This is a genomic window from Acidobacteriota bacterium (assembly GCA_033549365.1).
In the GTDB taxonomy this organism is placed as follows: domain Bacteria; phylum Acidobacteriota; class Aminicenantia; order Aminicenantales; family Saccharicenantaceae; genus JAWSUF01.
The window spans coordinates 12,724-35,587 of sequence record JAWSUF010000006.1 but is presented as its reverse complement, the minus strand read 5'-3'; the positions used below and the strand labels follow the sequence as shown (position 1 = coordinate 35,587).

17 protein-coding genes, 3 tRNA genes, 1 other RNA gene and 1 pseudogene are annotated in these 22,864 nt (G+C 59.1%); 4 read left to right on the top strand and 18 right to left on the bottom strand.

The features are described 5' to 3' along the window. Nucleotides 1–7 precede the first annotated feature (7 nt). Nucleotides 8–2,038 carry a hydantoinase/oxoprolinase family protein gene (locus SCM96_09845; protein ID MDW7760923.1) on the top strand — a complete coding sequence of 677 codons (2,031 nt, stop codon included), beginning with the start codon at nt 8–10 and terminating at the stop codon, nt 2,036–2,038. Then, nucleotides 2,035–3,594, top strand: coding sequence for a hydantoinase B/oxoprolinase family protein (locus tag SCM96_09840; protein ID MDW7760922.1), 1,560 nt, complete (start codon nt 2,035–2,037; stop codon nt 3,592–3,594). Before SCM96_09845 ends, SCM96_09840 begins: the two co-directional genes overlap by 4 nt. On the opposite strand, the gene SCM96_09835 is transcribed toward SCM96_09840, so the two are convergent. From SCM96_09835 to SCM96_09800, 8 genes and pseudogenes are all read right to left on the bottom strand, one after another. Next, nucleotides 3,591–4,076: a transcription termination/antitermination NusG family protein gene (locus SCM96_09835; protein MDW7760921.1), complete on the bottom strand. Its 486-nt coding sequence runs from the start codon at nt 4,074–4,076 to the stop codon at nt 3,591–3,593. The two genes, SCM96_09840 and SCM96_09835, sit on opposite strands and share 4 nt — an antisense overlap. Nucleotides 4,077–4,082: 6 nt before the next feature. Further along, nucleotides 4,083–4,913 carry a nitrilase-related carbon-nitrogen hydrolase gene (locus SCM96_09830; protein ID MDW7760920.1) on the bottom strand — a complete coding sequence of 277 codons (831 nt, stop codon included), beginning with the start codon at nt 4,911–4,913 and terminating at the stop codon, nt 4,083–4,085. A gap of 22 nt (nt 4,914–4,935) precedes the next feature. Beyond that, complete coding sequence (locus tag SCM96_09825; protein MDW7760919.1) at nt 4,936–6,321, bottom strand: aminopeptidase P family protein; 1,386 nt, start codon at nt 6,319–6,321, stop codon at nt 4,936–4,938. 128 nt (nt 6,322–6,449) lie between these two features. After that, entirely contained in the window at nt 6,450–6,881 is a 432-nt protein-coding gene (locus tag SCM96_09820) for a response regulator (protein ID MDW7760918.1), read from the bottom strand. 121 nt (nt 6,882–7,002) lie between these two features. Further along, nucleotides 7,003–7,079, bottom strand: a tRNA-Met gene (locus tag SCM96_09815). Between the two features lie 72 nt (nt 7,080–7,151). Then, complete coding sequence (locus SCM96_09810) at nt 7,152–7,316, bottom strand: hypothetical protein (GenBank protein ID MDW7760917.1); 165 nt, start codon at nt 7,314–7,316, stop codon at nt 7,152–7,154. Nucleotides 7,317–7,410: 94 nt separating this feature from the next. Further along, nucleotides 7,411–7,796, bottom strand: an RNA gene (rnpB, locus tag SCM96_09805) — RNase P RNA component class A. 29 nt (nt 7,797–7,825) lie between these two features. Further along, nucleotides 7,826–9,097: pseudogene (locus tag SCM96_09800) on the bottom strand (sigma-54 dependent transcriptional regulator). 131 nt (nt 9,098–9,228) lie between these two features. Between SCM96_09800 and SCM96_09795 the strand changes: the two are divergent. Together SCM96_09795 and SCM96_09790 are read left to right on the top strand one after the other, a co-directional pair. After that, nucleotides 9,229–10,581, top strand: coding sequence for a pitrilysin family protein (locus SCM96_09795; GenBank protein ID MDW7760916.1), 1,353 nt, complete (start codon nt 9,229–9,231; stop codon nt 10,579–10,581). Further along, entirely contained in the window at nt 10,578–11,930 is a 1,353-nt protein-coding gene (locus SCM96_09790) for an insulinase family protein (GenBank protein ID MDW7760915.1), read from the top strand. The genes SCM96_09795 and SCM96_09790 overlap by 4 nt, the downstream gene beginning before the upstream one ends. A 9-nt stretch (nt 11,931–11,939) precedes the next feature. Here SCM96_09790 and nifJ read toward each other — a convergent pair whose 3' ends face one another. From nifJ to tadA, 10 genes are all read right to left on the bottom strand, one after another. After that, nucleotides 11,940–15,455, bottom strand: a complete 3,516-nt coding sequence (gene nifJ, locus SCM96_09785) for a pyruvate:ferredoxin (flavodoxin) oxidoreductase (GenBank protein ID MDW7760914.1) — start codon at nt 15,453–15,455, stop codon at nt 11,940–11,942. A gap of 78 nt (nt 15,456–15,533) precedes the next feature. Next, nucleotides 15,534–16,139: a recombination mediator RecR gene (gene recR, locus SCM96_09780; GenBank protein MDW7760913.1), complete on the bottom strand. Its 606-nt coding sequence runs from the start codon at nt 16,137–16,139 to the stop codon at nt 15,534–15,536. Nucleotide 16,140: 1 nt separating this feature from the next. Beyond that, nucleotides 16,141–16,452, bottom strand: coding sequence for a YbaB/EbfC family nucleoid-associated protein (locus tag SCM96_09775; protein MDW7760912.1), 312 nt, complete (start codon nt 16,450–16,452; stop codon nt 16,141–16,143). Beyond that, nucleotides 16,449–18,014, bottom strand: coding sequence for a DNA polymerase III subunit gamma/tau (dnaX, locus tag SCM96_09770; protein MDW7760911.1), 1,566 nt, complete (start codon nt 18,012–18,014; stop codon nt 16,449–16,451). The genes SCM96_09775 and dnaX overlap by 4 nt, the downstream gene beginning before the upstream one ends. Nucleotides 18,015–18,077: 63 nt before the next feature. Then, complete coding sequence (locus SCM96_09765) at nt 18,078–19,295, bottom strand: DUF6600 domain-containing protein (GenBank protein ID MDW7760910.1); 1,218 nt, start codon at nt 19,293–19,295, stop codon at nt 18,078–18,080. A 98-nt stretch (nt 19,296–19,393) separates the two neighbouring features. Continuing rightward, nucleotides 19,394–20,605: an ornithine--oxo-acid transaminase gene (rocD, locus tag SCM96_09760; GenBank protein MDW7760909.1), complete on the bottom strand. Its 1,212-nt coding sequence runs from the start codon at nt 20,603–20,605 to the stop codon at nt 19,394–19,396. Between the two features lie 98 nt (nt 20,606–20,703). Beyond that, nucleotides 20,704–20,795 (bottom strand) — tRNA-Ser (locus SCM96_09755). Nucleotides 20,796–20,873: 78 nt separating this feature from the next. After that, nucleotides 20,874–21,929, bottom strand: a complete 1,056-nt coding sequence (locus tag SCM96_09750) for a homoserine dehydrogenase (GenBank protein MDW7760908.1) — start codon at nt 21,927–21,929, stop codon at nt 20,874–20,876. Nucleotides 21,930–22,038: 109 nt separating this feature from the next. Continuing rightward, nucleotides 22,039–22,130, bottom strand: a tRNA-Ser gene (locus SCM96_09745). A gap of 138 nt (nt 22,131–22,268) precedes the next feature. Then, nucleotides 22,269–22,763 (bottom strand): tRNA adenosine(34) deaminase TadA, encoded by a 495-nt coding sequence (tadA, locus tag SCM96_09740; GenBank protein MDW7760907.1) that lies wholly within the window; start codon nt 22,761–22,763, stop codon nt 22,269–22,271. Nucleotides 22,764–22,864: the final 101 nt, after the last annotated feature.

Sequence of the window (22,864 nt, the reverse complement as noted above, 5' to 3'; positions counted from 1 at the left end):
GATTCCCATGAATAAACGCGGCGCCCGTCCGGTTCCCGCCCCGTCTCTGCGTGTCGGGATCGATACGGGAGGCACGTTCACAGATTTTGTCATCTGGAAAAACGGCACTCTCTCCGTCCGCAAGGTCCTCTCCACACCCGGCAACCCGTCCCGGGCCGTTGTCGAAGGCCTTCGCGATATTCTCAATGAATCCCTGTTCGTCGTTCACGGAACGACCGTGGCCACGAACGCCCTCCTGGAAAAAAAGGGCGGCCGAATCGCTCTAATCGTTACGGCCGGTTTCGAGGATCTTCTGGCCGTCGGCCGCCAGACGCGCGGGAATCTTTACGATCTCCAGCCCGAACCGCGGTTTTCTCCCGTTGCACCGTGTTTGTGCTTCGGTCTCCGGGAGCGGATCCTGGCGGGAGGAAAAGTGGAAACCGCCGTCGATCCGAAGGACGCGAAGCGACTGGTTGCGCGGATCCGGAAGTTCCGGGTCGACGCCGCCGCCGTTTCCCTCTTGCATGCCTATGCCAATGCCTCCCACGAAAACATCGTGGCCCGGGAACTGCGCCGGGCCGGAATTCCGGCCTCGATCTCCAGCCGGCTTCTTCCCGAACACCGGGAATACGAACGGACGCTGGCCACGGCGGTCAACGCCTGGTTGATGCCCGTCATGGAACGTTATCTGGCCGATCTCGAAAAACAACTCCGGGGCGTCGCCTTGCGCATCATGCAGTCCAATGAGGGGTACATCTCCGTAAGCGGGGCGAGACGTGAGCCCATCCGCACGGCTTTGTCCGGACCGGCCGGAGGCGTCGTGGGCGCCCATCACCTCGCCCGCGCCGCCGGTTGGCGGAATATCGTCAGCTTCGACATGGGCGGCACATCAACCGATGTGTCCCTGATTGCGGGTGGAATCCGAAGAGCTCAGGAATGCCGTGTCGGCGACTTTGCCGTGCGCACGCCCGTTATCGATATCCACACTGTCGGGGCCGGGGGCGGTTCTCTGGCCTATCGGGACCGCGGCGGGTCGCTCCGCGTGGGTCCTCAGAGCGCCGGAGCCGATCCTGGGCCCGCCTGTTACGGCCGGGGCGAAGAGCCCACCGTAACGGATGCCGACCTTGTCCTCGGCCGTCTCGACCCCGATTTTTTTCTGGGCGGTCGCATGGCCCTTCATCCGGACCGGAGCCGGATGGCGATCGAACGCCTGGCCCGAAAAATCGGAAAAAACGTCAAGGAGACCGCCTCGGGGATTGTGGCCGTCGCCAACGCCAACATGGAAAAGGCCATCCGAGTGATTTCGATCGAACGCGGGACCGATCCCAGAAATTTTTCCCTGTTCTCATTCGGCGGCGCAGGAGGCATGCATGCCGTCGAGATCGCGGAGCGTCTTCGCATGCCCCGGGTCGTCATTCCCCCCTTCGCCGGGGTTCTGTCCGCCTTCGGCCTGATCATGGCCGACGCCATCAAGGACTATTCCGCCTCGCTGCTCAAGCCGGAAAGCCGGGTGACGGCGGTCGAGTTGGAACGCCTTTTTAACAAACTGGAGCGAAGAGCCGCGGCGGACATGGCGGCCGACGGCTTTTCGTCCGGGGATGTGACGATGAAGAGGTCTTTCGACCTCCGGTATGTCGGCCAATCCTACGAAATCCATCTTGTGCCGGATCCGGTCTCAAAGCCCGGCTGCGGACTGTCCGAGGCCTTTCATCGCCTGCATCAGCAACACTACGCCTACCATCATCCGGACCGCCTGGTGGAGATCGTCAACATCCGCATTAAGGCCGTGGCCTCCTCGCCCAAGCCGCGTCTGATCCGAAGACGCATGAGAAATCGTGGAATCCCCGGGAGCGCCGCCGTTCGAAAGACGTCTTTACACTTCGATAACAAGACGTTTTCCGCCTGTGTCTACGACCGTTCGCTTCTCCAGGCGGGGGATTGTCTTCCCGGACCCTGTCTTGTCGTGGACGCCGAATCGACGGCTTTCGTTCCTCCGGGATATGCGGGCCGGATCGACGGCTTTCTCAATCTGCTCATCGAGAGGACACCGGCGCCTTGATCTCCTTCGATCCCATTGAACTCGAACTTTTCAAGAACATGTTCATTTCCATTTCGGAAGAAATGGCCGCGGTTCTGGGCCGGACGGCGCTGTCGCCCAACATCAAGGAACGCCGGGATTTTTCCTGCGCCCTGTTTACGCCCGCGGGCGAAACTTTGGCCCAGGGGTCGCACATCCCGGTGCATCTGGGAGCCATGCCGCTATCGGTGCGGGCGGCTTTGAAAGCGCAGTCCTTCGAGGAGGGCGATCTCGTTGTTCTCAACGATCCCTACAGCGGCGGAACGCACCTACCGGACATCACCTGCATCTCGCCGGTTTTTCATTCCGGAACGCTGTGTTTCCTTGTGGCCAACAGAGCCCACCACGCCGATGTCGGGGGCATGACGCCGGGTTCCATGCCTTTGGCCGAGGAGATTTTTCAGGAAGGTCTGATCATTCCTCCGCTGAAACTGGTGTCCCGTGGCCGCCTGAATCACGGGATTATGGACCTCATCCTGGCCAATGTACGGACGCCGGATGAACGCAGAGGCGATCTCCTGGCTCAAGTCGCGGCCAACAGCACGGGCTGTGCCCGCATCAAGGAAGTCCTTGACAGGGAGGGCCTGGAGAAGACTCAATGGTACGCCGGCCGGATCCAGGATTATTCGGAATCGTTCCTTCGGGCGGCCATCCGCGCCCTTCCCGACGGTGCCTACGAATTCGAAGACCGCCTCGATGACGACGGATTCGGCGAAACCGGTATCCGCATCCACGTCCGAATCAGCGTCCGCGGAGACCGGGCCGTCGTGGATTTCAGCCGCTCGGCCCCTCAGGTGCGTGGCGGAGTGAATGCCAACCTGGCCGTCACCACTTCGGCCGTTCTCTATGTTTTCCGATGTCTCTTGGACGACGAAATCCCCTTCAATACGGGCCTGATGCGGCCGCTCTCCATTCGGGCGCCCCGCGGGCTCGTCGTCAATGCCGATTTTCCGGCCGCCTGTGCCGGCGGTAATGTCGAAACGTCCCAGAGGATCGTGGATGTTCTTCTTGGCGCCCTGGCCAAGGCCGTTCCCGATCGGATTCCCGCGGCCGGTCAGGGGACCATGAATAACATCGCTTTCGGGGGCTGCGATCCGTCCCGGGGCGGGTCCTTCGCTTATTACGAAACAATCGGAGGAGGAACGGGCGGCGGTCCCTCCCGTCCCGGCGTGGACGGAACCCACTCCCACATGACGAATTCTCTCAATACCCCCATCGAGGCCCTGGAAAACAATCTCCCGGTCAAAATCCGAAAATACGGCCTTCGCCGGGGATCGGGCGGTGCGGGCCGAAACTCCGGAGGCAACGGCCTCGTCCGGGAATACGAATTTTTCGTTCCCGTGACATTGACCGTCATCTCCGAACGGCGCCGGTTTGAACCCTACGGTTTATCCGGAGGGCAACCGGGCCGGGCCGGAAAAAACATTCTGATCTCCGGAGGAAGGCGCCGCAATCTCGGTTCGAAATTTCATGTCCTGCTCAATCCGGGCGACGTCTTCAGAATGGAAACTCCGGGTGGAGGCGGTTTCGGCCGTTAATGCGGCAGGGTTTTCTTGAGCTTGCCGAGCTCGATGAGCAGGGTGCCCTGGTAGGACACGTAGTTCATTAAAATCATGACGCGTTCCCGGTCGGAAACGGTTTTCAGAAAGATTCCCCTCAAACCCTTGAGCGGTCCTTCGACGACTTCGATCTCGTCGCCCTCGGCGGGAGTTTCACCGAATTTTTCGAGCTCGATCAACCCGTTCTTTTCCCTGGATCGGATGCCGTCGATGATCTCATCGGGAAGGGCAATCGGACCGTTGCGGTTGCCCACGACTTTCTTGACGCCCCGTGTGTAGCCGACGAGCCGGAACGGCTGATCGTCGTCGTACTTGAGGAAGACATATCCCGGAAAAAAGGGCCGGATGCGTTTTTCAAACTTGTATTGGGGGTTGTAGACGTCAAAGGAGGCCTCACGGAAAATCTTTTCGACGTGAGATTCTTTCTTGGGTTTGGTGTTGACGACATACCAGCGTTTCACGACCGGTCACTCTCCCCTGTTGAATGTGCGGTAAAGGTCTGGCCGCCGGTCGGGCCAGAAATGGCGGGCGGCGTGGCAACGGTGCGTCTCCTCCAGATCGCAGTCGGCATAGAGAATCTCGTCCCGGCCCGCCGCCGCCCGGGCCAGGATGCGTCCGTCGGGATCGGCCATAAAGGATTCGCCGGCGAACGTCAGTTTCTCCTCGGGACCGACGCGGTTGACGAGGCCGCAGAAGTATCCGTTCTGAAAAGCCGCGACACGGACCTCGGCCTCGAACAGACCTTCAGGCCACTCCCCCACCGCCCCGGCCTGGGGAATGAGGACGAGTTCGGCCCCGCGGATGCGGAGAGCCCGCATGTATTCGGGGAAATGCCGGTCATAGCAGATGGCCACGCCGATTTTCCCGGCCCGGGTTTCGAAGACAATGTCACGCCCGTCGCCGGGACGGTAATAGCCGCGTTCATGAAAACACGGCCCTTCCATGATGTGGACCATGCGGGTTGTTCCGAGAAGCCGTCCGTCGGCGTCGATGACCGGAGAGGCATCGTACGTGTCCGTCCCCTGTCTTTCAAAGATATTGAGCACGATGACAACGCCGAGATCCCCGGCCAGCCGCTGGAAAATCTCCGTCGTCGGTCCGGGGATGGTTTCGGCTTTCGAGAGAATGTCGGGTCCGGCCGGAACCTGAGGATGGAATCGCTGAAAAGCCAACTCGGCAAACGCGACAATCCGGGCGCCTGCACCGGCCGCCTCCTTGACGGCGTAAATTCCCCTTTCGAGGTTGGCCCGCTCGTCGATCGAGGCGGATTGCTGCACCAGCGCCACCCGGGTTGTCATGGGTCGAGTCCTGAAATCCGTTCTATGCCGAAGCTTTTTCGATATCCTTGATGGTCTTGGGGATGGGTTTCCCGAGAACACGGCGTCCGGTTTCCGTCACCAGGACATCGTCCTCGACGCGCGTCCCGCCGAAGTCGAGGAATTTTTCAACCCGGGCATAATCGATGAACGCCGCCGCTTTTTTGCCTTTTTTCCACAGGGCGACGAGATCCGGGATGAAATAGATGCCGGGTTCGACGGTCACGACATGACCGGGGCGGAGCTCGCGGGCCAGGCGGAGATAAGCGAGTCCGAACTGGCGGCTGCGCTCGACGGTCCCATTATATCCGACATGATTTTCTCCCAGGTTTTCCATGTCATGAACATCCAGGCCGAGCATGTGACCCAGGCCGTGGGGGAAGAACAGGGCATGGGCGCCCTGGGCCACGGCCTCGTCGATATCGCCCTTCATCAGGCCGAGATCCTTGAGTCCCGAGGCGATCGTCCGGGCGGCCAGGAGATGAACATCCTTGAAGGAGACGCCCGGTTTCATGGCCTTGATTGCGGCCAGTTGGCCGGCCAGGACGATGGAATAAACGTCCTTTTGTCGCGGATTGAACCGGCCTCCGACAGGAATGGACCGGGTGATGTCGGAGCTGTAGCCGCCGGCCGTCTCGGCGCCGGAATCGGCCACCAGAAGCCGGCCGGTTTTGAGTTTGTTGCCGTGATAATGATTGTGAAGGATATGGCCGTTGATCGTGACGATCAGGGGAAAGGCGGGAGCGCAGTCTGCGGCAAGGGCGATGCCCTCCATGGTCCCGGCGATCTCGCTTTCCATGCGGCCGGGTTTGGTCATCCTAAACGCGGCGTCGTACATCCGGGCCGTAACCGCCAGGGCTTTTTCGATCTCGGCCACCTCGGCCGGAGATTTGACCGATCTCTGTTCGACGACGGCCCGGATGAGGTCGACGGACGCACGTTCCCGGGATTGCCCGGGTTTCAACCCCAAAAGACTCTCGATCCTGGCTGCGATTCCGGGCCTGTAGGGAGGGAGAAAATGAATCGTCCGCTTCCCGGAAAGGGCTTTTTTCAGATAAACTTCGAGGTCCTTCAGCGGTGCAATCCGGGCGACGCCCACCGAACGGGCCCGGTCCTTCATCTTCGGCAGATGGCCCATCCAGATGATGTCGTCGATTCCGATGTCGTCGCCGAAAAGGATGTCCTTGCCGGCGTCGATATCCACGATTCCGGCCAGGCCGGGAATATTCAGTCCGAAGAAATAAAGAAACGTACTGTCCTGGCGGTATCTGTACGTGTTCGCCGCGTAGTTCATCGGGCATTCGTCGTTGGCGGGCAGAAGAACAATCCCCGACTTCAACTGCTTTTTCAGAAGTTTGCGGCGTTCCTGGTAAACTTTGGCTTCAAACATGTCGATCGTCTCCTCTCCGGCGGAATGTTGTTACCTGTTCATGTATACCAGATCGAACGTCCGTCTTCAAGGTTTGGGAGGGACTTCGCCGGAAACGGGATTTCCGGGAATCACGATGGATGGAGGAATCAGGCGTGGCAGGTTTTGCGGTCGGTCGAGGATCGGCTGTTCAGGCATGTGTCGATGGCCCACCGGAGCTCGGCAACGTCGAAGGGTTTGGAAAGAACGGGATTTTTAGGCATCAGAAACCCCGTGGATTTTCCCTGGAGAAACGGATCGCTGTAGGCCGTCAGATAGATGATCGGCGTTTGATAGAGAGCCCGGATCTCAATCCCGGCCCGGATGCCGTCCATGTCGCCTTTGAGTTTGACGTCCATGAGAACGAGGTCGGGCCTGAGAGACGAGGTTTTCCGGACGGCTTCCTCGCCTGTCGCGGCTCTGCCCAGCACGATGTGTCCCATGTTTTCAAGAGTGTTCTGAATATCCGTCGCCACGAGGGCTTCGTCCTCGACGACAAGAACCCGATAGCGGCCGTTGCTCCCTGCCGTTTTTGTGAACATATCTGTTGCTCTCAATGTATTAGTCGAAGTTGCCGTAAAAAGATTGAACCCGTCCCGCTGAAATTATCCGGTTACAAAAATGCCGCGCAAAGGATATGAAGGAGGAAGGAAAATATGGGGGTGGTAGCGGGGGCTGGATTTGAACCAGCGACCTCCGGGTTATGAGCCCGACGAGCTACCAGACTGCTCTACCCCGCGTTACCGTGAATGATTATAGATAAAAAACACCATCCTGTCAAAGGAAATTTCACCGAACGTCCTTGTTCCGAATTACCGGCCGAGCAGGATCAAAACACCGGAGACAATGGCTAAAACTCCCATGATCAAGGACAATCCCTCAAAATTAAAATTGATCAATGGGATCAGACCGGTCAGGATGAGCCAGATGCCCAGCAAGATCATGCCCAGGCTCTTCGTCAATTTAAGTTTTTTCATCTCGGTTGCCTCCTTTGCATGAAGCATAGGTCAAGATGATATCCGGTGTCAATCGGCGGGTTTGGACGATGGGACCCTCACAGAATGATATTAACGGCCGGAGCGGGGCATAAGCCGGATTCTGTTCCCGCCTTTCGGGCGGGGGCGGTTATTTGACTAGCCTCCCGGTTGCCCGGAAGTTCGAGCGGCCGACCTCCCCCCTGGGACGGGCCGTCCCAAAATGGGGTGCGCTTGGCCTTGCTCCGGATGGGGTTTGCCGTGCCCCCGATGTCGCCATCGGGGCGGTGAGCTCTTACCTCGCCGTTTCACCCTTGCTCCCCGGAACGGCTGCGCCGATCCCGGAGGGCGGTTTGTTTTCTGTGGCACTTTCCCCCGGTCGCCCGGTGTCGCCGTTAGCGACCATCCTGCCCTGCGGAGTCCGGACTTTCCTCCTCTCCATGTCCCTTTCGGGACGGAGCGGCAACCGCCTCGCCCACTCCGGCCGTTATTTTTATTCCATACTGTTCCAGTTTCTTATAGAGATTGCTTCGGGGCGTGTTGATTTCCCTGGCCGTCTGGGAGATGTTCCAGCCGTTGGCCTCGAGGCGGGCCAGGATAAACTCCTTTTCCGCCAGTTCCCTGAAATCGCGCAGGGTGTCGGCCCGGCCGGCCTCGGGAATTCCCACGCTCTTCGCCTCCCGGAACGTTTCCGGAAGATCGTCCTTTTCTATTTTATCGTTATCCGTCATGATGAGCAAGCGTTCCACGGTATTTTTCAACTCCCGGACATTGCCTTTCCAGGGATGCTGAACCATGGCCTCGACGGCGTCCCGGGAAAAACGCTTGGGTCGGAAATTGTTTTCCTCGGAAAACGAACGGGAAAAGTACTCGATCAAAAGCGGGATGTCTTCCTTTCGGTCACGAAGAGGCGGAGAAAACAACGGCACGACGTTCAGACGGAAAAAGAGGTCCTCGCGGAATCTCTGCTCATGCATCTCTTTTTTGAGGTCCTTGTTCGTGGCCGCGATCACCCGCACATCGACCTTGCCGACCTTGTTGGAGCCCACTTTTTGAACCTCCCCTTCCTCGAGGACCCGCAGGACCTTGGATTGGGTTTTCAGGCTCATGTCACCGATCTCGTCGAGAAACAGCGTGCCCCCGTCGGCCAGTTGGAATTTCCCGGGCTTCTTTTCCGTCGCGCCTGTGAACGCTCCTTTTTCATGTCCGAAAAGCTCGCTTTCGATGAGTTCCTCGGGAATGGCGGCGCAGTTCACCTGGATGAACTTCTCGCCCGCCCTGAGGCTTCGGGCGTGGACGGCCCGGGCGATGAGTTCCTTTCCCGTGCCGCTCTCGCCGTGGATGAGGACGGTGGCATGAGTCGGCGCCGCCTTGAGGATCTCCGCCCACAAACTCTTCATCAAGGGGTGCTCGCCGACGAGTTCATATCGCTTCTCGGCTTTTTTGCGAAGATCCAGGCATTCCCGGCTCAGCCTGGACTTTTGAAGGGCGTTGCGGATGCTGAGGAGGACGCGCTCCCTGTGAAGGGGCTTTTCCAGAAAATCGAAGGCGCCGAGTTTTGTGGATTCGACGGCCGCCTGAATCGTCCCCTGGCCCGAGATCATGATGACTTCGGGTGCAAAAGGTTTTTTTCGGATTTCCTCAAGAATCTCCAGCCCGCCTCGTCCCGGCATGCGGATATCGAGAAGCACGAGGTCGATCGACGGGTTTTCGGCCAGAATGTCCAGGGCCGCATCGCCGTCCGAAGCTTCCAGGAACGCATAGCCTTCATATTCCAGGATCATCCTCAGGGAATTGCGGATGTTGGCTTCATCGTCCGTCACAAGAATTCGGGCTTTACGGTCCGGAGTCATGAATTTCGTCCTCTCTGGAATTGTAACACATTTATGCTAAAATGATATCGTCTTCGACGGACATGATGGTCATAAGGTTTCTCCTGCTTCTTCCGCTGGTTCTCTGCACGGCCATGGCGGGAGCGGAGACCGCTCCGGCCTCTCAATACTTCGTCCTCGACAACGGATTCAAGGTTTTTCTTCTCGAACGTCCCGGCCTTCCGCTTGTTCACCTTGCGGCCGCCGTCAATGCCGGCTCAAAGGATGAAGCTCCCGAAATCTCGGGAATTTCCCATCTTCTGGAGCACGCGATTCTCTTTGGGGGCACGGGCAGCCGCTCGGGCGATGAGGTCGCCCGGGACATCCGCCGGCACGGCGCCGCCATCAACGCCCATACCGGACACGACATGACTCTCTTCGTTATGACACTGCCCTCGGAGCATGCCGTCTTCGGTCTGGAGAATCAGAAAGACATTCTCTTCGATCTCGCCCTCGACGCCGGCCGCCTTGAGGAGGAAAAGTCGATTCTCCTTGAAGAAATGCGCCTCCTCGAAGACGACCCCGTGCGTTTCGGAACGGCTCTTGTCCTCGAAAATCTGTTTTCCGGGCACCCCTACGCTCTTCCCGTTCAAGGCCGGCCGGAATCCCTCAGCGGACTGACGACTCAGCGGATGCTTGAGTTTTACCGGCGTTTTTTCACGCCCGGAAATGCCGCCCTGGCCGTTGTCGGCGATTTCTCAATCGACGAAATCGAGCCCCACGTCCGGCGCATTTTCGGCGGCGTTCCGGACCGTCCGATTCAGGAAACGCCATTCCCCCAGGCCGCTCCGCCGCCGCGGAATATCGAGATCGAACAGGCCATGGACGTGAGCCAGGTTTATGTGTTCATCGGGTTTTCCGTTCCCGGCTCCCGCCACCCCGACCGTTTCGCTTTCCAGGTTATGGCCGAAGTCCTGGGCCGCGGCGTCTACCCTCTTCTGTTCCTCGCCCTGCGCGGACCGCGCAATCTCGTCCACGGCGCCGGCGTGAACTATTTGGGCCTGGCCCATGGAGGTGCTCTGATCGCGTCCCTGACTCTTGATCCCAAGAATCTCAAGTCCGCACGGAGAGAGGCCTTGAACGCTCTCCGGCGCCTGCGGAACGAAAACTTTTCGCCCGACGACGTCTTGGGCGAGGCCCGGTTCGAAGCCTTCGATTTTCTCGGAAGCGCAAAAAACCGGATCCGCCTGGCGAACGAACAGGGCCGGGAAAACGGTTTGAATCTGGCCACGGCGCTGGCCGGGCATCTCCTGACGATGGAGGACCGGCCCGCGGTCGACCATCTGAAAATGATCGATTCCGTCCGATCGATGGATCTCCGGCGGATCGCCGCCGAACACATCAGCCGGGGGCGGCCCGTGATGGTGACGATCGTTCCCATGGAGAAGACGCGGTGAGGCCGATTCCGGCGGCCGTCGTTGCTCTGCTTGCGGCCCTCGTTCCGGCCTTCCCGCCCGCCCTGTTTGCCGAAACGCCCGAAGTGACGACAACCATTCTCGCTTCGGGAATCCCGCTTCACTTCCAGCAGGATCTTTCCTCGTCATCGACATCGGTGGTGTTGACGACCCGTGGAGGAAAAGGGGCTGTTCCGGACGGCCGGGACGGATTGGCTTATCTGGTCACCCGGCTGGCCGTGGATATTCCGGACGAACGCAAGGCGAGAGACATGCTGTCCCAGGCCGGCCGCTTTTCGGTCAGTATTCTGGAGGACGGGGCCTTGATCAAGATCGACTGTCTTTCAGAGTATCTGGAACCGACTTTGAAAACGGCCGCAGCCATCATTCAGGACCCGATCTTTTCATCGATCCGCATCGACCGCATCAAAACCATGATGACTCCCCAGGCCGGACGACAGGAAGACAATTCCGCGGTCCTGGCCCATCAGGCGGTTTTGGAGGCTTTTTACGGGGGTCGCGGCTACGGCGGCGCGCTGTACGGAAATGCCCCTTCCCTCAAATCGCTGGACAGGAAGACCGTTGTCGGTTTCTACGAAGAACATTTTGTCTCGAACCGAATCTTTTTTTCCGCCGTCTCCGACCTTCCGTTTGAGAGAGTGTCCGACCTTCTGGAAAAGAGTTTCACTCGAGTGGCTTTAGGAACCCGCGAATCCGCCGACGGCTTTCAGGATCGGGCGCATGGCCCGGAAAACCCGAATCTCGAAATGGTTCGGGAAACACAACAGACTTATGTCGGCCGGGCCTATCCGATTCCGGAGTTTTCGCTCCGGTCCCATGTTCTGGCGCTGATTGGGGAAGCCCTCCTTGGAAAAGGCCCCGGTTCCCGGTTGTGGCCGCTTCGCGTCCGGGACAGGCTGGCTTACAGCGTGGACGCCGTCTATACGCCGAACCGAGGCGGAGGCGTCCTGATTGCCTATATCGAAACGCAAAACGCCAAATCCGGTGTAGCGGCGGCGGCATTGGATGGCGAGCTCAGGCGGCTCCGGGAACACGGCCTGACCCGGGACGAGTTCGAGGCGGCTCGGATGACGGCCCGTTCCCATTTTCTGAGAGGCAACGAGAGCAAGGAATCCCGGGCCATGACCATGGCCATCCTGGAAATCCTGGGACTCAAAGCCGGATTCTTCCATTCGCTTCCCGAGGAGCTGGAGGCCGCCGCCCTCGAAGATATGGTCGATTTTCTCCGGGACGTTCTCGATCCCGAAAGAGAACTGCGGATCGTCGTCGGTCCGGTCGCGGCGGAACCGGACGAAACATCCGTCCCGCCGGCCGCCGCGCCGTCCCCTTGACGATCTCCGTTATTCAGCCATTTTTTTGTAAGCTTCCCAGCGCTTGTGGGCCTCTTTTTCGGCTTGAGCGAAGAGCACCTTGGCGATATCCGGGTAATTCTGCACCAGCTGCCGGTAGCGGATCTCGTTGTCCAAAAATTCCCGGTAGCCGAGCTTGGGCTCCTTGGAATCCAGAATGAACGGATTCTTGCCCTGTTCATGAAGGAGCGGGTTGTAGCGGTAGAGGATCCAATAGCCCGTATCCACGGCCAGCTTTTCCTGTTTCAGCGACTTGGTCATGTCGATCCCGTGATTGATGCAGGGGGAATAGGCAATGATGAGCGAAGGGCCGTCATAGGCTTCGGCCTCGTGGAAGGCCTTGAGGCACTGATTGGCGTTTGCGCCCATGGCCACCGAGGCCACATAGACATAGCCGTAAGTCATGACCATGCGTCCGAGATCTTTCTTGATCGTTTTTTTCCCGGAAGCGGCGAACTTGGCCACCGACCCCATGGGCGTCGCCTTGGACGCCTGGCCCCCGGTGTTGGAATAGACCTCGGTGTCCAGAACGAGCATGTTGACGTTTTTCCCGAAGGCCAGGACGTGATCCAGTCCGCCGTAGCCGATGTCATAAGCCCAGCCGTCGCCGCCGATGCACCAGACGCTCTTGTCGACAAGAAAGTCCTGGAGTTCCCGGATTTTCAGCACCGCTTCGCGGGCGGCGCCGCCCTTGGCCATAGCCTCCGGCAGGGCGGCCTTGACCGCCCGGGCGGCGTCCTTGGCTTCATCCGTGACGGATGTCCAGAGTCCCTTCAACCGGGCCAGGGCGTCGGCCAGGGCCGGCGTTGTTCCGGTCTCCAGAACCTTGTCGAGAGCGATCTTCAACTGAGCCCGGGCGGCGTCCACGGCCAGGCGCATGCCGAATCCGTATTCGGCGTTGTCCTCGAAGAGAGAGTTGGCCCAGGAGGGCCCCTGGCCGAATTCATTCTTGCAGTAAGGAATGGTCGGGAATGTCCCCCCGTAGATCGAAGAGCAGCCCGTGGCGTTGGCGATCATCATCCGGTCGCCGAAGAGCTGCGTGGCCAGCTTGACGTAGGGCGTTTCGCCGCAGCCGGCGCAGGCGCCGCTGAATTCGAAATACGGGCGCAGAAGCTGGCTGCCCTTCACGGTGTCGGTCCGCGTGCCTTCGGTGACGTCATAGGGCAGGTTTTCGAAGAACTCCTCCCGGGCGTTTTCACCGGCGGCCCGGGACTCTTCGATCGGGACCATTTTCAGGGCCTTGTTTTTCGCCAGGCATTCCTCGACGCAGTTGTAACACCCCTGGCAGTCCTCGATGTAAACCTGGATTCGATACTGCAGGTCGCGGGCGTTCTTGGTGTTGGACTTGAGTGTCGTGAATCCCTCCGGCGCGCCTTTCAGACTCTCCGGATCGATCTGTTTGGCCCGGATCGCGGCATGGGGACAGATGAGGGAGCACTGGTTGCACTGGATGCAGTTTTCCGGAATCCAGACGGGAACTTCGGGAGCGACTCCCCTTTTTTCGAGCCGGGCCGTTCCCGAGGGAACGCTTCCGTCAAGGGGCATATGGGACACGGGAATGGTGTCTCCCTTGAAACGCATGATGGGCTCGATGATGTTCCGTGTGAACTCATCGGCGTCCTCAGGAACCAGACGCGGGAGGGGCGCCGACACCGTGATCGTTTCAGGAACGGGAACCTGGACAAGTCCGGCTGCCGCCCGGTCGACCGCCTCCCAATTCTTTTCGACGACTTCCATGCCCTTGCGGAGGTAGGTCTTCTTGATGGCCGCCTTGATGAGGTCGATGGCCTGGTCCTCGGGCAGAACGCCCGAGATTTTGAAGAAGCAGGCCTGCATGATGGTGTTGATCCGTGTGCCGAGTCCCAGTTCCTGCGCGAGGTGGAGGGCGTCGACATTGTAGACCTTGATCTTCTTTTCGATAATGGTCTTCTGCATGTCCTCGGTCAGATGGTTGAAGACCTCGTCGGCCGGCCAGCTGGAATTGATCAGGAAAACGCCGCCCTCGCGGATGCCTTCGAGGATGTCGTAACGGCCGATGTAGGAGATTTTATGCAGGGCGACGAAAGACGGCTTCCGGACCAGGTATTGGGACTGAATGGGCTTCTTGCCGAAGCGGAGATGAGATATCGTCACGCCGCCGGATTTTTTGGAGTCGTACTGGAAGTAACCCTGGCCGTACATGTCGGTGTTGTCGGCGATGATGGTGATGGAGTTCTTGGCCGCGCCGACCGTGCCGTCCGAGCCGTATCCCCAGAACTTGCAGCTCACGGTGCCTTCGGGTTCGGCGGCGAGTTCCTCGCCGAGAGGGAGCGATGTGCGGGTCAGGTCGTCCTCGATGCCGACCGTAAAGCCGTGGGTGCCGGGACCTTCGAGGTGGTCGTAGACGCTGCGGACCATGGTCGGTGTGAATTCCTTGGAGGAGAGGCCGTAGCGGCCGCCGATGATTTTGAGGTTGCGATCGGCCAGCCCGACGGCCACGTCGAGATAGAGCGGTTCGCCGAGGGATCCGGGTTCCTTTGTTCGGTCGAGAACGGCGATGCGCTTGACGGATGCTGGGAGAGCTGCGCTCAGGGCGCGGGCGTCGAAGGGCCGGTAAAGGCGGACCTTGACGGCACCGAGCTTGCGCCCCCGCGCGTTGAGATAGGCCAGTGTTTCCTCGACGGTTTCGGTGCCGGATCCCATGATCACGATGACGGATTCGGCGTCGGGGGCGCCGATGTAATCGAAGAGGCGGTAGGAGCGGCCGATCACCCGGCCGACTTTGTCCATATAACCCTGAATAATCTCCGGAGCGGCCAGGTAGTGTGCATTGACGGTTTCCCGGCCCTGAAAATAGACATCGGGATTCTGCTGGCCGACCTTGACCATCGGGCGTTCGGGATTGAGGGCGATTTTGCGGAAGGTTTCCAGGTGTTCGGGTTCGAGCAGCCCGGCCAGGGTTTCGTAAGGAATGATGTCGGCTTTCTGGACTTCACTCGATGTCCGGAAGCCGTCGAAAAAGTTGAGGAAGGGAATCCGCGTCCGGAGCGTGGCCAGTTGGCTGACGACGGCCAAGTCCATGACTTCCTGGACCGAACCTGCGGCGATCATCGCGAAGCCCGTGTTTCGGGCGGCCATGACGTCGGAGTGATCGCCGAAGATCGACAGGCTCTGGCAGGCCAGGGACCGCGCCGAGACATAGAAGACCGTCGGCAGCATTTCGCCGGCGATCTTGTGCATGTTGGGGAGCATCAGCATCAGCCCCTGGGATGCGGTGAAGGTCGTCGTCAGAACTCCGGCCGTCAGACACCCGTGCACGGCTCCGGCCGCCCCGCCCTCGGATTGCATCTCGATGACGGATAGCGGCAGGCCGAAGATGTTCTTCCGTCCCTGGGCGGCCCATTCGTCCGCCAGTTCCCCCATCGTCGACGACGGGGTGATCGGGTAAATGGCGGCAACCTCGGAAAAGGCGTAACCGACGTGGGTCGCCGCGGTGTTGCCGTCGATGGCCTTGTACTGCTTTTTCATGTTGGCTCCTTTCTGCCGCAGGGCGGCAGCCTGTTATGATATCGGATATGATCTGTCGGCCGCGGGTTCGACCGCGGGTTAATCCTTCAGTTCCGTCCGTCCTTCCAGAGATTTTTTTATCGTCACCTGGTCTGCGAAATCGATGTCCGAACCCACAGGCAGGCCCATGGCCAGACGGGTGATTTTCAAACCCAGAGGTTTCAGCGTCTTCAAAAGAAACATGGCGGTGGCCTCACCCTCTACCGTTGGGTTGGTGGCGATGATGACTTCCCGCGCGTTTCCGCCGTTCAAGCGGCGGACGAGCTTGTCGAGACGCAGTTCATCGGGCCCGATCCCTTTGAGGGGCGACAGGGTGCCCAGAAGCACATGGTAACGGCCGCGAAACACCCCGGTCTTCTCGATCGAAGAGATGTTGAACGGTTCTTCGACGATGCACATCATGTCGTCGGCCCGGTTTGGGTCCGAGCAGATCGCACAGGGATCCGCATGAGTGATGTTGTTGCATTGGGAACAGTAAAAAACGCTGCGCTTGGCCTCCCGGATGGCTTCGGCCAGACGCTCCGAATCCTCCCGGGGCAGGCCCAAAATATGAAAAGCGATTCTCTGGGCGGTTTTGGCGCCGATCCCGGGAATGCGGCGCAGCTCCTCGATCAGATCGTGCAGCGGCCGGGCGTATTCGAACATTCTAGGAAAGTCCCGGGATCTTGAGTCCTGCGCCCAGTCCGCCCAGCTTTTCCGACAACCGCTCGTCAACCTTGGACGAGGCGTCCCTGAAGGCGGCCGTGATGAGATCTTCCAGCATGCCGACATCCTCGCTGTCCACGACTTCGGGATCGATCTTCAACGAGAGAACCGCTTTCTCGCCGTTCATGGTCAGTGTCACCATGCCTCCGCCGCTCGAACCCTCGACGGACATTTCCGCCATGTCCCGGCGCAGCTTCTCCTGCATGTCCTGGGCCATTTTCATCATTTTCTGGAGTTCGGCCATGTTCTTCATGATTGTTCCTTCGATGGCTTGACCGGTTCGACGAATAGAACCTGAGCCTTGAATTCGTCGACAAAGGTCCGGACTTTCGGATCTTCGAGAGCCCGGGCGACGTTTTTATCGCGCGTGATGGGGGGATGCGAGACATCCTCGAGCACCCGGATTTCCACGGGATGTCCGGCGACCTCGGCCGCGGCTTTTTCGATATTCCGGATGTCCTTGCGGACGGTATCCAGAAGAATCGTCTTGGCACCGTCGAAGAAGATCTCCCAAACGCCCTCCCGAATCCTCGTGGACACGTGTTCGGCCAGGACGGCGGCCAGGGCGGCCTTTCTTCGACCGAGATTGAGAAGGACTCCGGACATCAGATCCTTGGCGTCAAGCGAACGCGGCGGCGCAGGGGTTGCCGCGGTGCCCGGTCCGGAGGCCGGGTTTTCGGATTTCAAATCTTCGATATCTTTCAGGATTTCCTGGAACGAGACGAGTTTTTGAAAATGACAGAGCTTGACTAGAAGCGCCTCCAGAAAAATGCGGGGATGCGACGCGTATCGCAAGCCCGTCTCCCCCTGTTGGAGCGCCAGGAGAATGCGCAGAAGATCCTCGGCGGAGGACTTGACGGCCTGGTTTTTGAGAGTCTCCAGCTCTTCGTCATTCAAGAGAATGAAGTCTTCGGGGCGGGCCACCGTCGCGGCCAAAAGCAGCTCGCGATAATGTTCCATGAGCTTCTTATGGAAAAATCTCAAGTCGTGTCCGTTGACCGTGACCTTTTCGATGATGGGAAAGATGTCGGCCGGCCTGTTTTCGAGGATGGCCGTCGAGGTTTCAAACAGAATATCCCGGCTCATGGCGCCGAGGATTTCCTTGACATCGTCGTCCCGGATGTTCTCGCCGCTGAAAGCCACGGCCTGATCGAGAAGGCTCTGGGCGTCGCGCAGGCTTCCGTCGGCCGCCTCGGCGATCAGATTCAATCCCAAGGGGCTGACCGTCAAACTTTCGCGCGAGGCGATCTCCGCCAGATGCTCCGTGATTTCCCGGCGGGAGATTTTCTTGAATTCGAAATGCTGGCAGCGGGAGGCGATGGTCGCCGGGACCTTGTGAAATTCCGTCGTCGCGAAGATGAAGACCGTATTCGGCGGCGGTTCCTCCAGGGTTTTGAGAAGAGCGTTGAAGGCCGGGTCCGTAACCTGATGGACTTCGTCGATGATGATGACCTTATAGCGGCACTGAATCGGTTTGTATTTCAAGCTTTCCCGAAGCGCCCGGATATCGTCGATTCCCCTGTTCGAGGCGCCGTCGATTTCCAAAATGTCCAGAGAACGGTCTTCTGTGACGGCCAGGCAGGATTCACAAATGTTGCAGGGCGTATCCGTCGGCCCGTCGACGCAATTCAAAGCCTTGGCCAGGATGCGGGCGACGGTCGTCTTTCCGACCCCCCGCATTCCGGAAAACAGATAGGCCTGAGTGACCCGGTCCCCTTTCAGGGCATTCCGGAGGGTCTGGACGACGGCTTTCTGCCCGACGACATCATCGAATGAGGCAGGGCGGTATTTCCGGGCGAATATCAAGTAAACCATGGAATTTCACAGAGATCACCTTACCACAACCTGTCGCCCGGCGTCAATTTGAGAGCGGACGGCTCAGCGGTCGGGATCGTCCTTCTTTTTCAGGGTCTTCTTTTCGACCTCTCCCTTTTTCTCAACGGTTTTCTTTTCCTCGGCCTGACGGCGCTCCAGGCGGCTTTTCTCCTCAACGTGTTTTTTCTTCAGCTCGGTTTCCCTGGTTTGGACTTCCCGGTCGAGACGCCGCTTTTCCGTCTCGCTGCGCACGGTGCGTTTGTCTTCTTCGGCCTGCCTGCGGAGAACCCGGATTTCATCTTCCTGGGTTTCCTTCATGAGACGGCTTTCCCGCTCATGAATCTCCCGGATGGGAACAGCTTCGGACTCCGGATCGCGGACGGGCCCGCCGATGCGCCGGTCTCTCTGAATTTGAGTTTCGGCGTCTTCGCGGCGTAAGACGGTCTTGGGCCGGGCGGATTCGTTCTTCGTCACGGACGGTCTGTAGACGACGACGCCGTCGGATTCCACCCGGGACTGTCCGGGTTTTTCCGCGTTACGCAGTTGAACGGGAGAGATGTTCTGCCCGGTGTCTCTGCGGATCTGATTGACGTCGATCCCCTCATTGAAGATGCGGCCGTCCCTTTCACGCAACCCTTCGCGCAGTGTGGTCAGATTGACGACGGTGAGGTTTCGTTCGGGAGGAAGGATATAGCGATTCAGGGAAGGATCCATGAAATGCCGGCGGTCCAGGAACACCCAATAATTGCCGGGGACATGGAAATCGCGGCCTCGAATTCCGTAACCCGGGGTGTATCTCACACCCGGAGGCAGAGGCGCCCAACCGGCATAATTATTGCCGTATCTCCAGGTAACCCAAGCCGGACCCCAGACCGTGTCGGGAACCCAATACCATCCCAGACGGTTGTCCCAACCCCAGCGGCCGTAGTGAAAGGGAACCCAGCCCCATTCATAACTCGAGACCCAGGTCCAACCGAAATTGGTCCAGATCCAGCGACCGTAAGTGTAGGGCCGCCATTGGGGACCTACGTATCGGGGAATCCAGACATACCCATAGGGACGGTAGGCAATCCAGTGTCCATGGGGAGACAGATAATCGTAGAAATAGGAAGTATCAAAACCCCTGTCGGAGGAATAATCCCGGTCGTATCTCTCGTCATATCTTTCGTCCGCCGGTCTGGGCGGCCGCCGGGGGGATTGCTCGTCGACGGGAACATAAATGATGCAGCCCAAAGCAAGGATCATCCCCATAACCAGGATCGTCATTTTCCAAGTTTTCATCTTTTCCTCCTGACCCACATTTATGCAAATTGTGTGCCAATTTATTACGACCGCTCTTTGCCTTGAATCGAATTCAAGGTGTCCTCAAAAGTGGGCATTCAGCTGTTTTCAAGTTTTTTGAATACCGCCTTGATGCGTTTGAAAGCCCAATTGATTTCCCGCTGAGTGATGATCAGCGGAGGGGCAAATCGAATGACATGATCGTGTGTTTCCTTGCAGAGCAGGCCTTCGGCGGCCAGGGCTTCGCAGAATCTCCGGGCTCCGCCGGCTTCGGGCTTGAGCTCGACACCGATGAGCAGGCCCCTCCCCCGGACTTCCTTGATATGCCGGCTTCGGATGGTTTTCAGTTTCTCCAGGAAATAGGCGCCCATGGCTGCGGAATTTTCGAGGAGTTTTTCCTCTCGCATCACGCACATCGCTTCCCGGGCCACGGCACAGGCCAGCGGGTTTGCTCCGAAAGTCGATCCGTGTTCTCCCGGTTTGAAAACACCCAGGATTTCCTGAGAAGCTAAAACCGCCGAGACCGGATAACATCCGCCGGCCAGCGATTTGCCCAGAATGATCATGTCCGGACGCACATCCTCGTAGTCGCAGGCCAGCATGCGCCCTGCGCGGCCGAGTCCCGTCTGGATTTCGTCGGCGATGAACAGAACGTTGCGTTCGGCGCAGATATCTCTGGCCTGTTTCAGGAATCCGTCAGGAGGAAAGAGGATGCCGGCTTCAGCCTGAATGGGCTCGAAAATGAACCCCGCGGTATTGGGCGTGATCGCCTCCTCGAGAGCCGCCGCATCGCCGAAAGGGATGATCCGGAATCCGGGCGTGAACGGACCGAAATCGTTCCGATAAAGGGTTTCTGTGGAAAAACTGATGATCGTCACCGTCCGGCCGTGAAAATTGTTGCAGCAGGCGATGATTTCGGCCCGGTCTTCCGGGACGTTTTTTTTCTGGTAGGCCCATTTCCGGGCGCATTTGACGGCGGTTTCGACGGCTTCAGCGCCCGAATTCATGGCCAGAACCATGTTGTAGCCCGTGAGATCGCACAATTCCTTGGCCAGCATGGGCCACTGGTTGTTTCGGAAAGCTCTCGATGTCAGAGTCAGTTGCTTGGCTTGGGTTTGGAGAGCCCGAACAATCCGGGGATGGCAGTGTCCCTGATTGACGGCGGAATAGGCGCTCAGGAAGTCCAGATACTTTTTCCCTTCGACGTCCCACATCCAGACCCCCTTGGCTTTTTCTACAACAACATCCAGGGGGTGATAGTTGTGCGCGCCGTAAAGGTTTTCGAGAAGGATAAGATCTTTGCTGTCCATGATAACGGCTCCTCAAATGAATATGATTCCAACGTTTGTTATCTTATCAAAAGGCCGGAAGGAAGACAATTCCCATCGGGTTTTCATGCTGAGTTGAGTGGCGGAGAGGGCGGGATTCGAACCCGCGGTGCGCTTTGCAACACACACACGCTTTCCAAGCGTGCTCCTTAAGCCACTCGGACACCTCTCCGTCCGAAGACCGGCCGCCCGGTTTCGCCGAAGCGACGCCTAACGTTATCAGAAAAGGCGGCGGGGGTCAATTCCGAGTCTAGAGAATGCCCCGGCGGATGTTCAGAATGTCCTTGAGCAGCGCGGCCGCCGTTCCGCGGGGGTTGGACCGCCCCCCAGTGACGACCACTGATCCCATGGTGTCGGTATGGTAGGCAATCCCTTTCTCCGTTCCCCGGACGTGAAAAAGGGGATGCGTGGCATCGACGGATCGAACGGACGTTTGGAGCCTCCAGTTTCCGCCGGAGTCTTTCCGGCAGGAGCCGATCAGCTTGAGTTCGAGATTCTGTTTCCGGGCGGCGGCGATATCTTCGGAGGTGATCCGCCGGATGCCTTCCGTGGGGACGTCCTTGAGAGAAAAGGCCAGGTCCAGAACGGAATTGGCGATCAGAACAAGCTTCGCGGATGTGTCTCCGCCGTCGATGTCGAGAGAGGGATCGGGTTCGGCGATGCCCTTCTCCCGCGCCTCTTCGAGCGCGTCTTCGAAGGAAAGCCCCTCCCCTATTCTAGTCAGAATGAAATTCGCCGTTCCGGTTAGAATGGCCTCAATGGATTCGATTTGTGCGCCGGCCAGGGCAAAGCGTCCCGTATCGAGCGTGGGCAGTGCCGCCGCCGTCGCGCCGCTGAACTTGAGGGCCGACCCGTTGGTCGCGGCAAGATCCCGGAGTTCCCGGAAAGCCGTGACCAGGGCGCCCTTGCTTGCGGAGGCGACGTGCCATCCGGACCGGAGAGCGGACCGGCAGTAGGCCAGAGCCGGACCACCCGTTTCGAGATCGGTCGGGGTGCATTCCACAAGGCATCCCCTGTCGGATTCACGAAAGATCCCGTCGAGCCGAATTTTTTCCTTCCATGTTTCCGCGGACGCGGGAGCCGGTCTATCGCCGTCGAAGACGTCTTCGGCACGGAGTCCTGCAGGAGACAGATAGCCGCCGCCGCTTCTCAGCACGGCGACGACCGGAAGTTCGATGCCGTAGCGGTTCCGGCAGTCTTCCGCCTTTTCCTCGAGAAGCCTGAAGAAGGCGCGGCCGACGCGGCCGAATCCGGCCAGAACTAAAGGCATCCGGACGACAGGAGTTGTGTCTTTCGAGATCATCATTGAACTCCCCAATCCTTCATTTCGCTTCGCCCCTCTTCAATCCGCGCCCCGCCGGAGGGTCTTTGGAAAACAAGGCCGGATTTCCGGCCTGTCGAATCAGGGGAATCATTGGCGGAGAGGGCGGGATTCGAACCCGCGATCCCAATTGCTCGGAATAACGGTTTTCGAGACCGTCGCCTTCAACCACTCGGCCACCTCTCCGCGATCGCGAGGCGGGTATTATAACGATTCCGACACGAACGGGCAAGCGACATGATTGAGAAGATTGTCTTGAGAAGCCTGTCCGGAAAGAGAAGTCAAGGCGAATGGCCCGCGGAAGCAAAAAGTCCGGTCAGCCTGTCAAGGTGTCTCCGACCGCGTTTTCGGCGGCCGGCGCCGCCTTTCGAGGAAAAACGATTTGAGAACCGCGCCGCAGGCATCGGCTAAAACCCCGCCCGTGATTTCAGGGCGGTGATTGAGTTTGTCGAACGGAAAATTCATGATCGAATGCACGGCGCCGGACTTGGGGTCCGCGGCCCCATAGACCAGGCGATCGATCCGGGCCTGAACCACGGCGCCGAGGCACATGGCGCACGGCTCAAGGGTCACATACAAATCGCATCCGGAAAGCCGGTAATTTCCCAGTTTGCGCCCCGCTTTTCTCAAGGCGACGATTTCGGCATGGGCCGACGGGTCGCGTGTCGATACCGGGCGGTTCGAACCTCGGGCGACGATGCGGCCTTCCGCAACGACGACGGCGCCGATAGGCACTTCACCCTTGACGCGGGCCTTGCAGGCTTCTATAAGGGCCTCGCGCATGAAGCGTTCCTCTGCGCTCAACACGAATGTCTTCATGGGCCTCATGATTTTACCGCCTCCGGCCTCTCCGGCGCAACGGCCCATCATCCCCCTTGGATGTCGTCGCTTACGGAATGCCTTTACCGGCCTGATGCGGT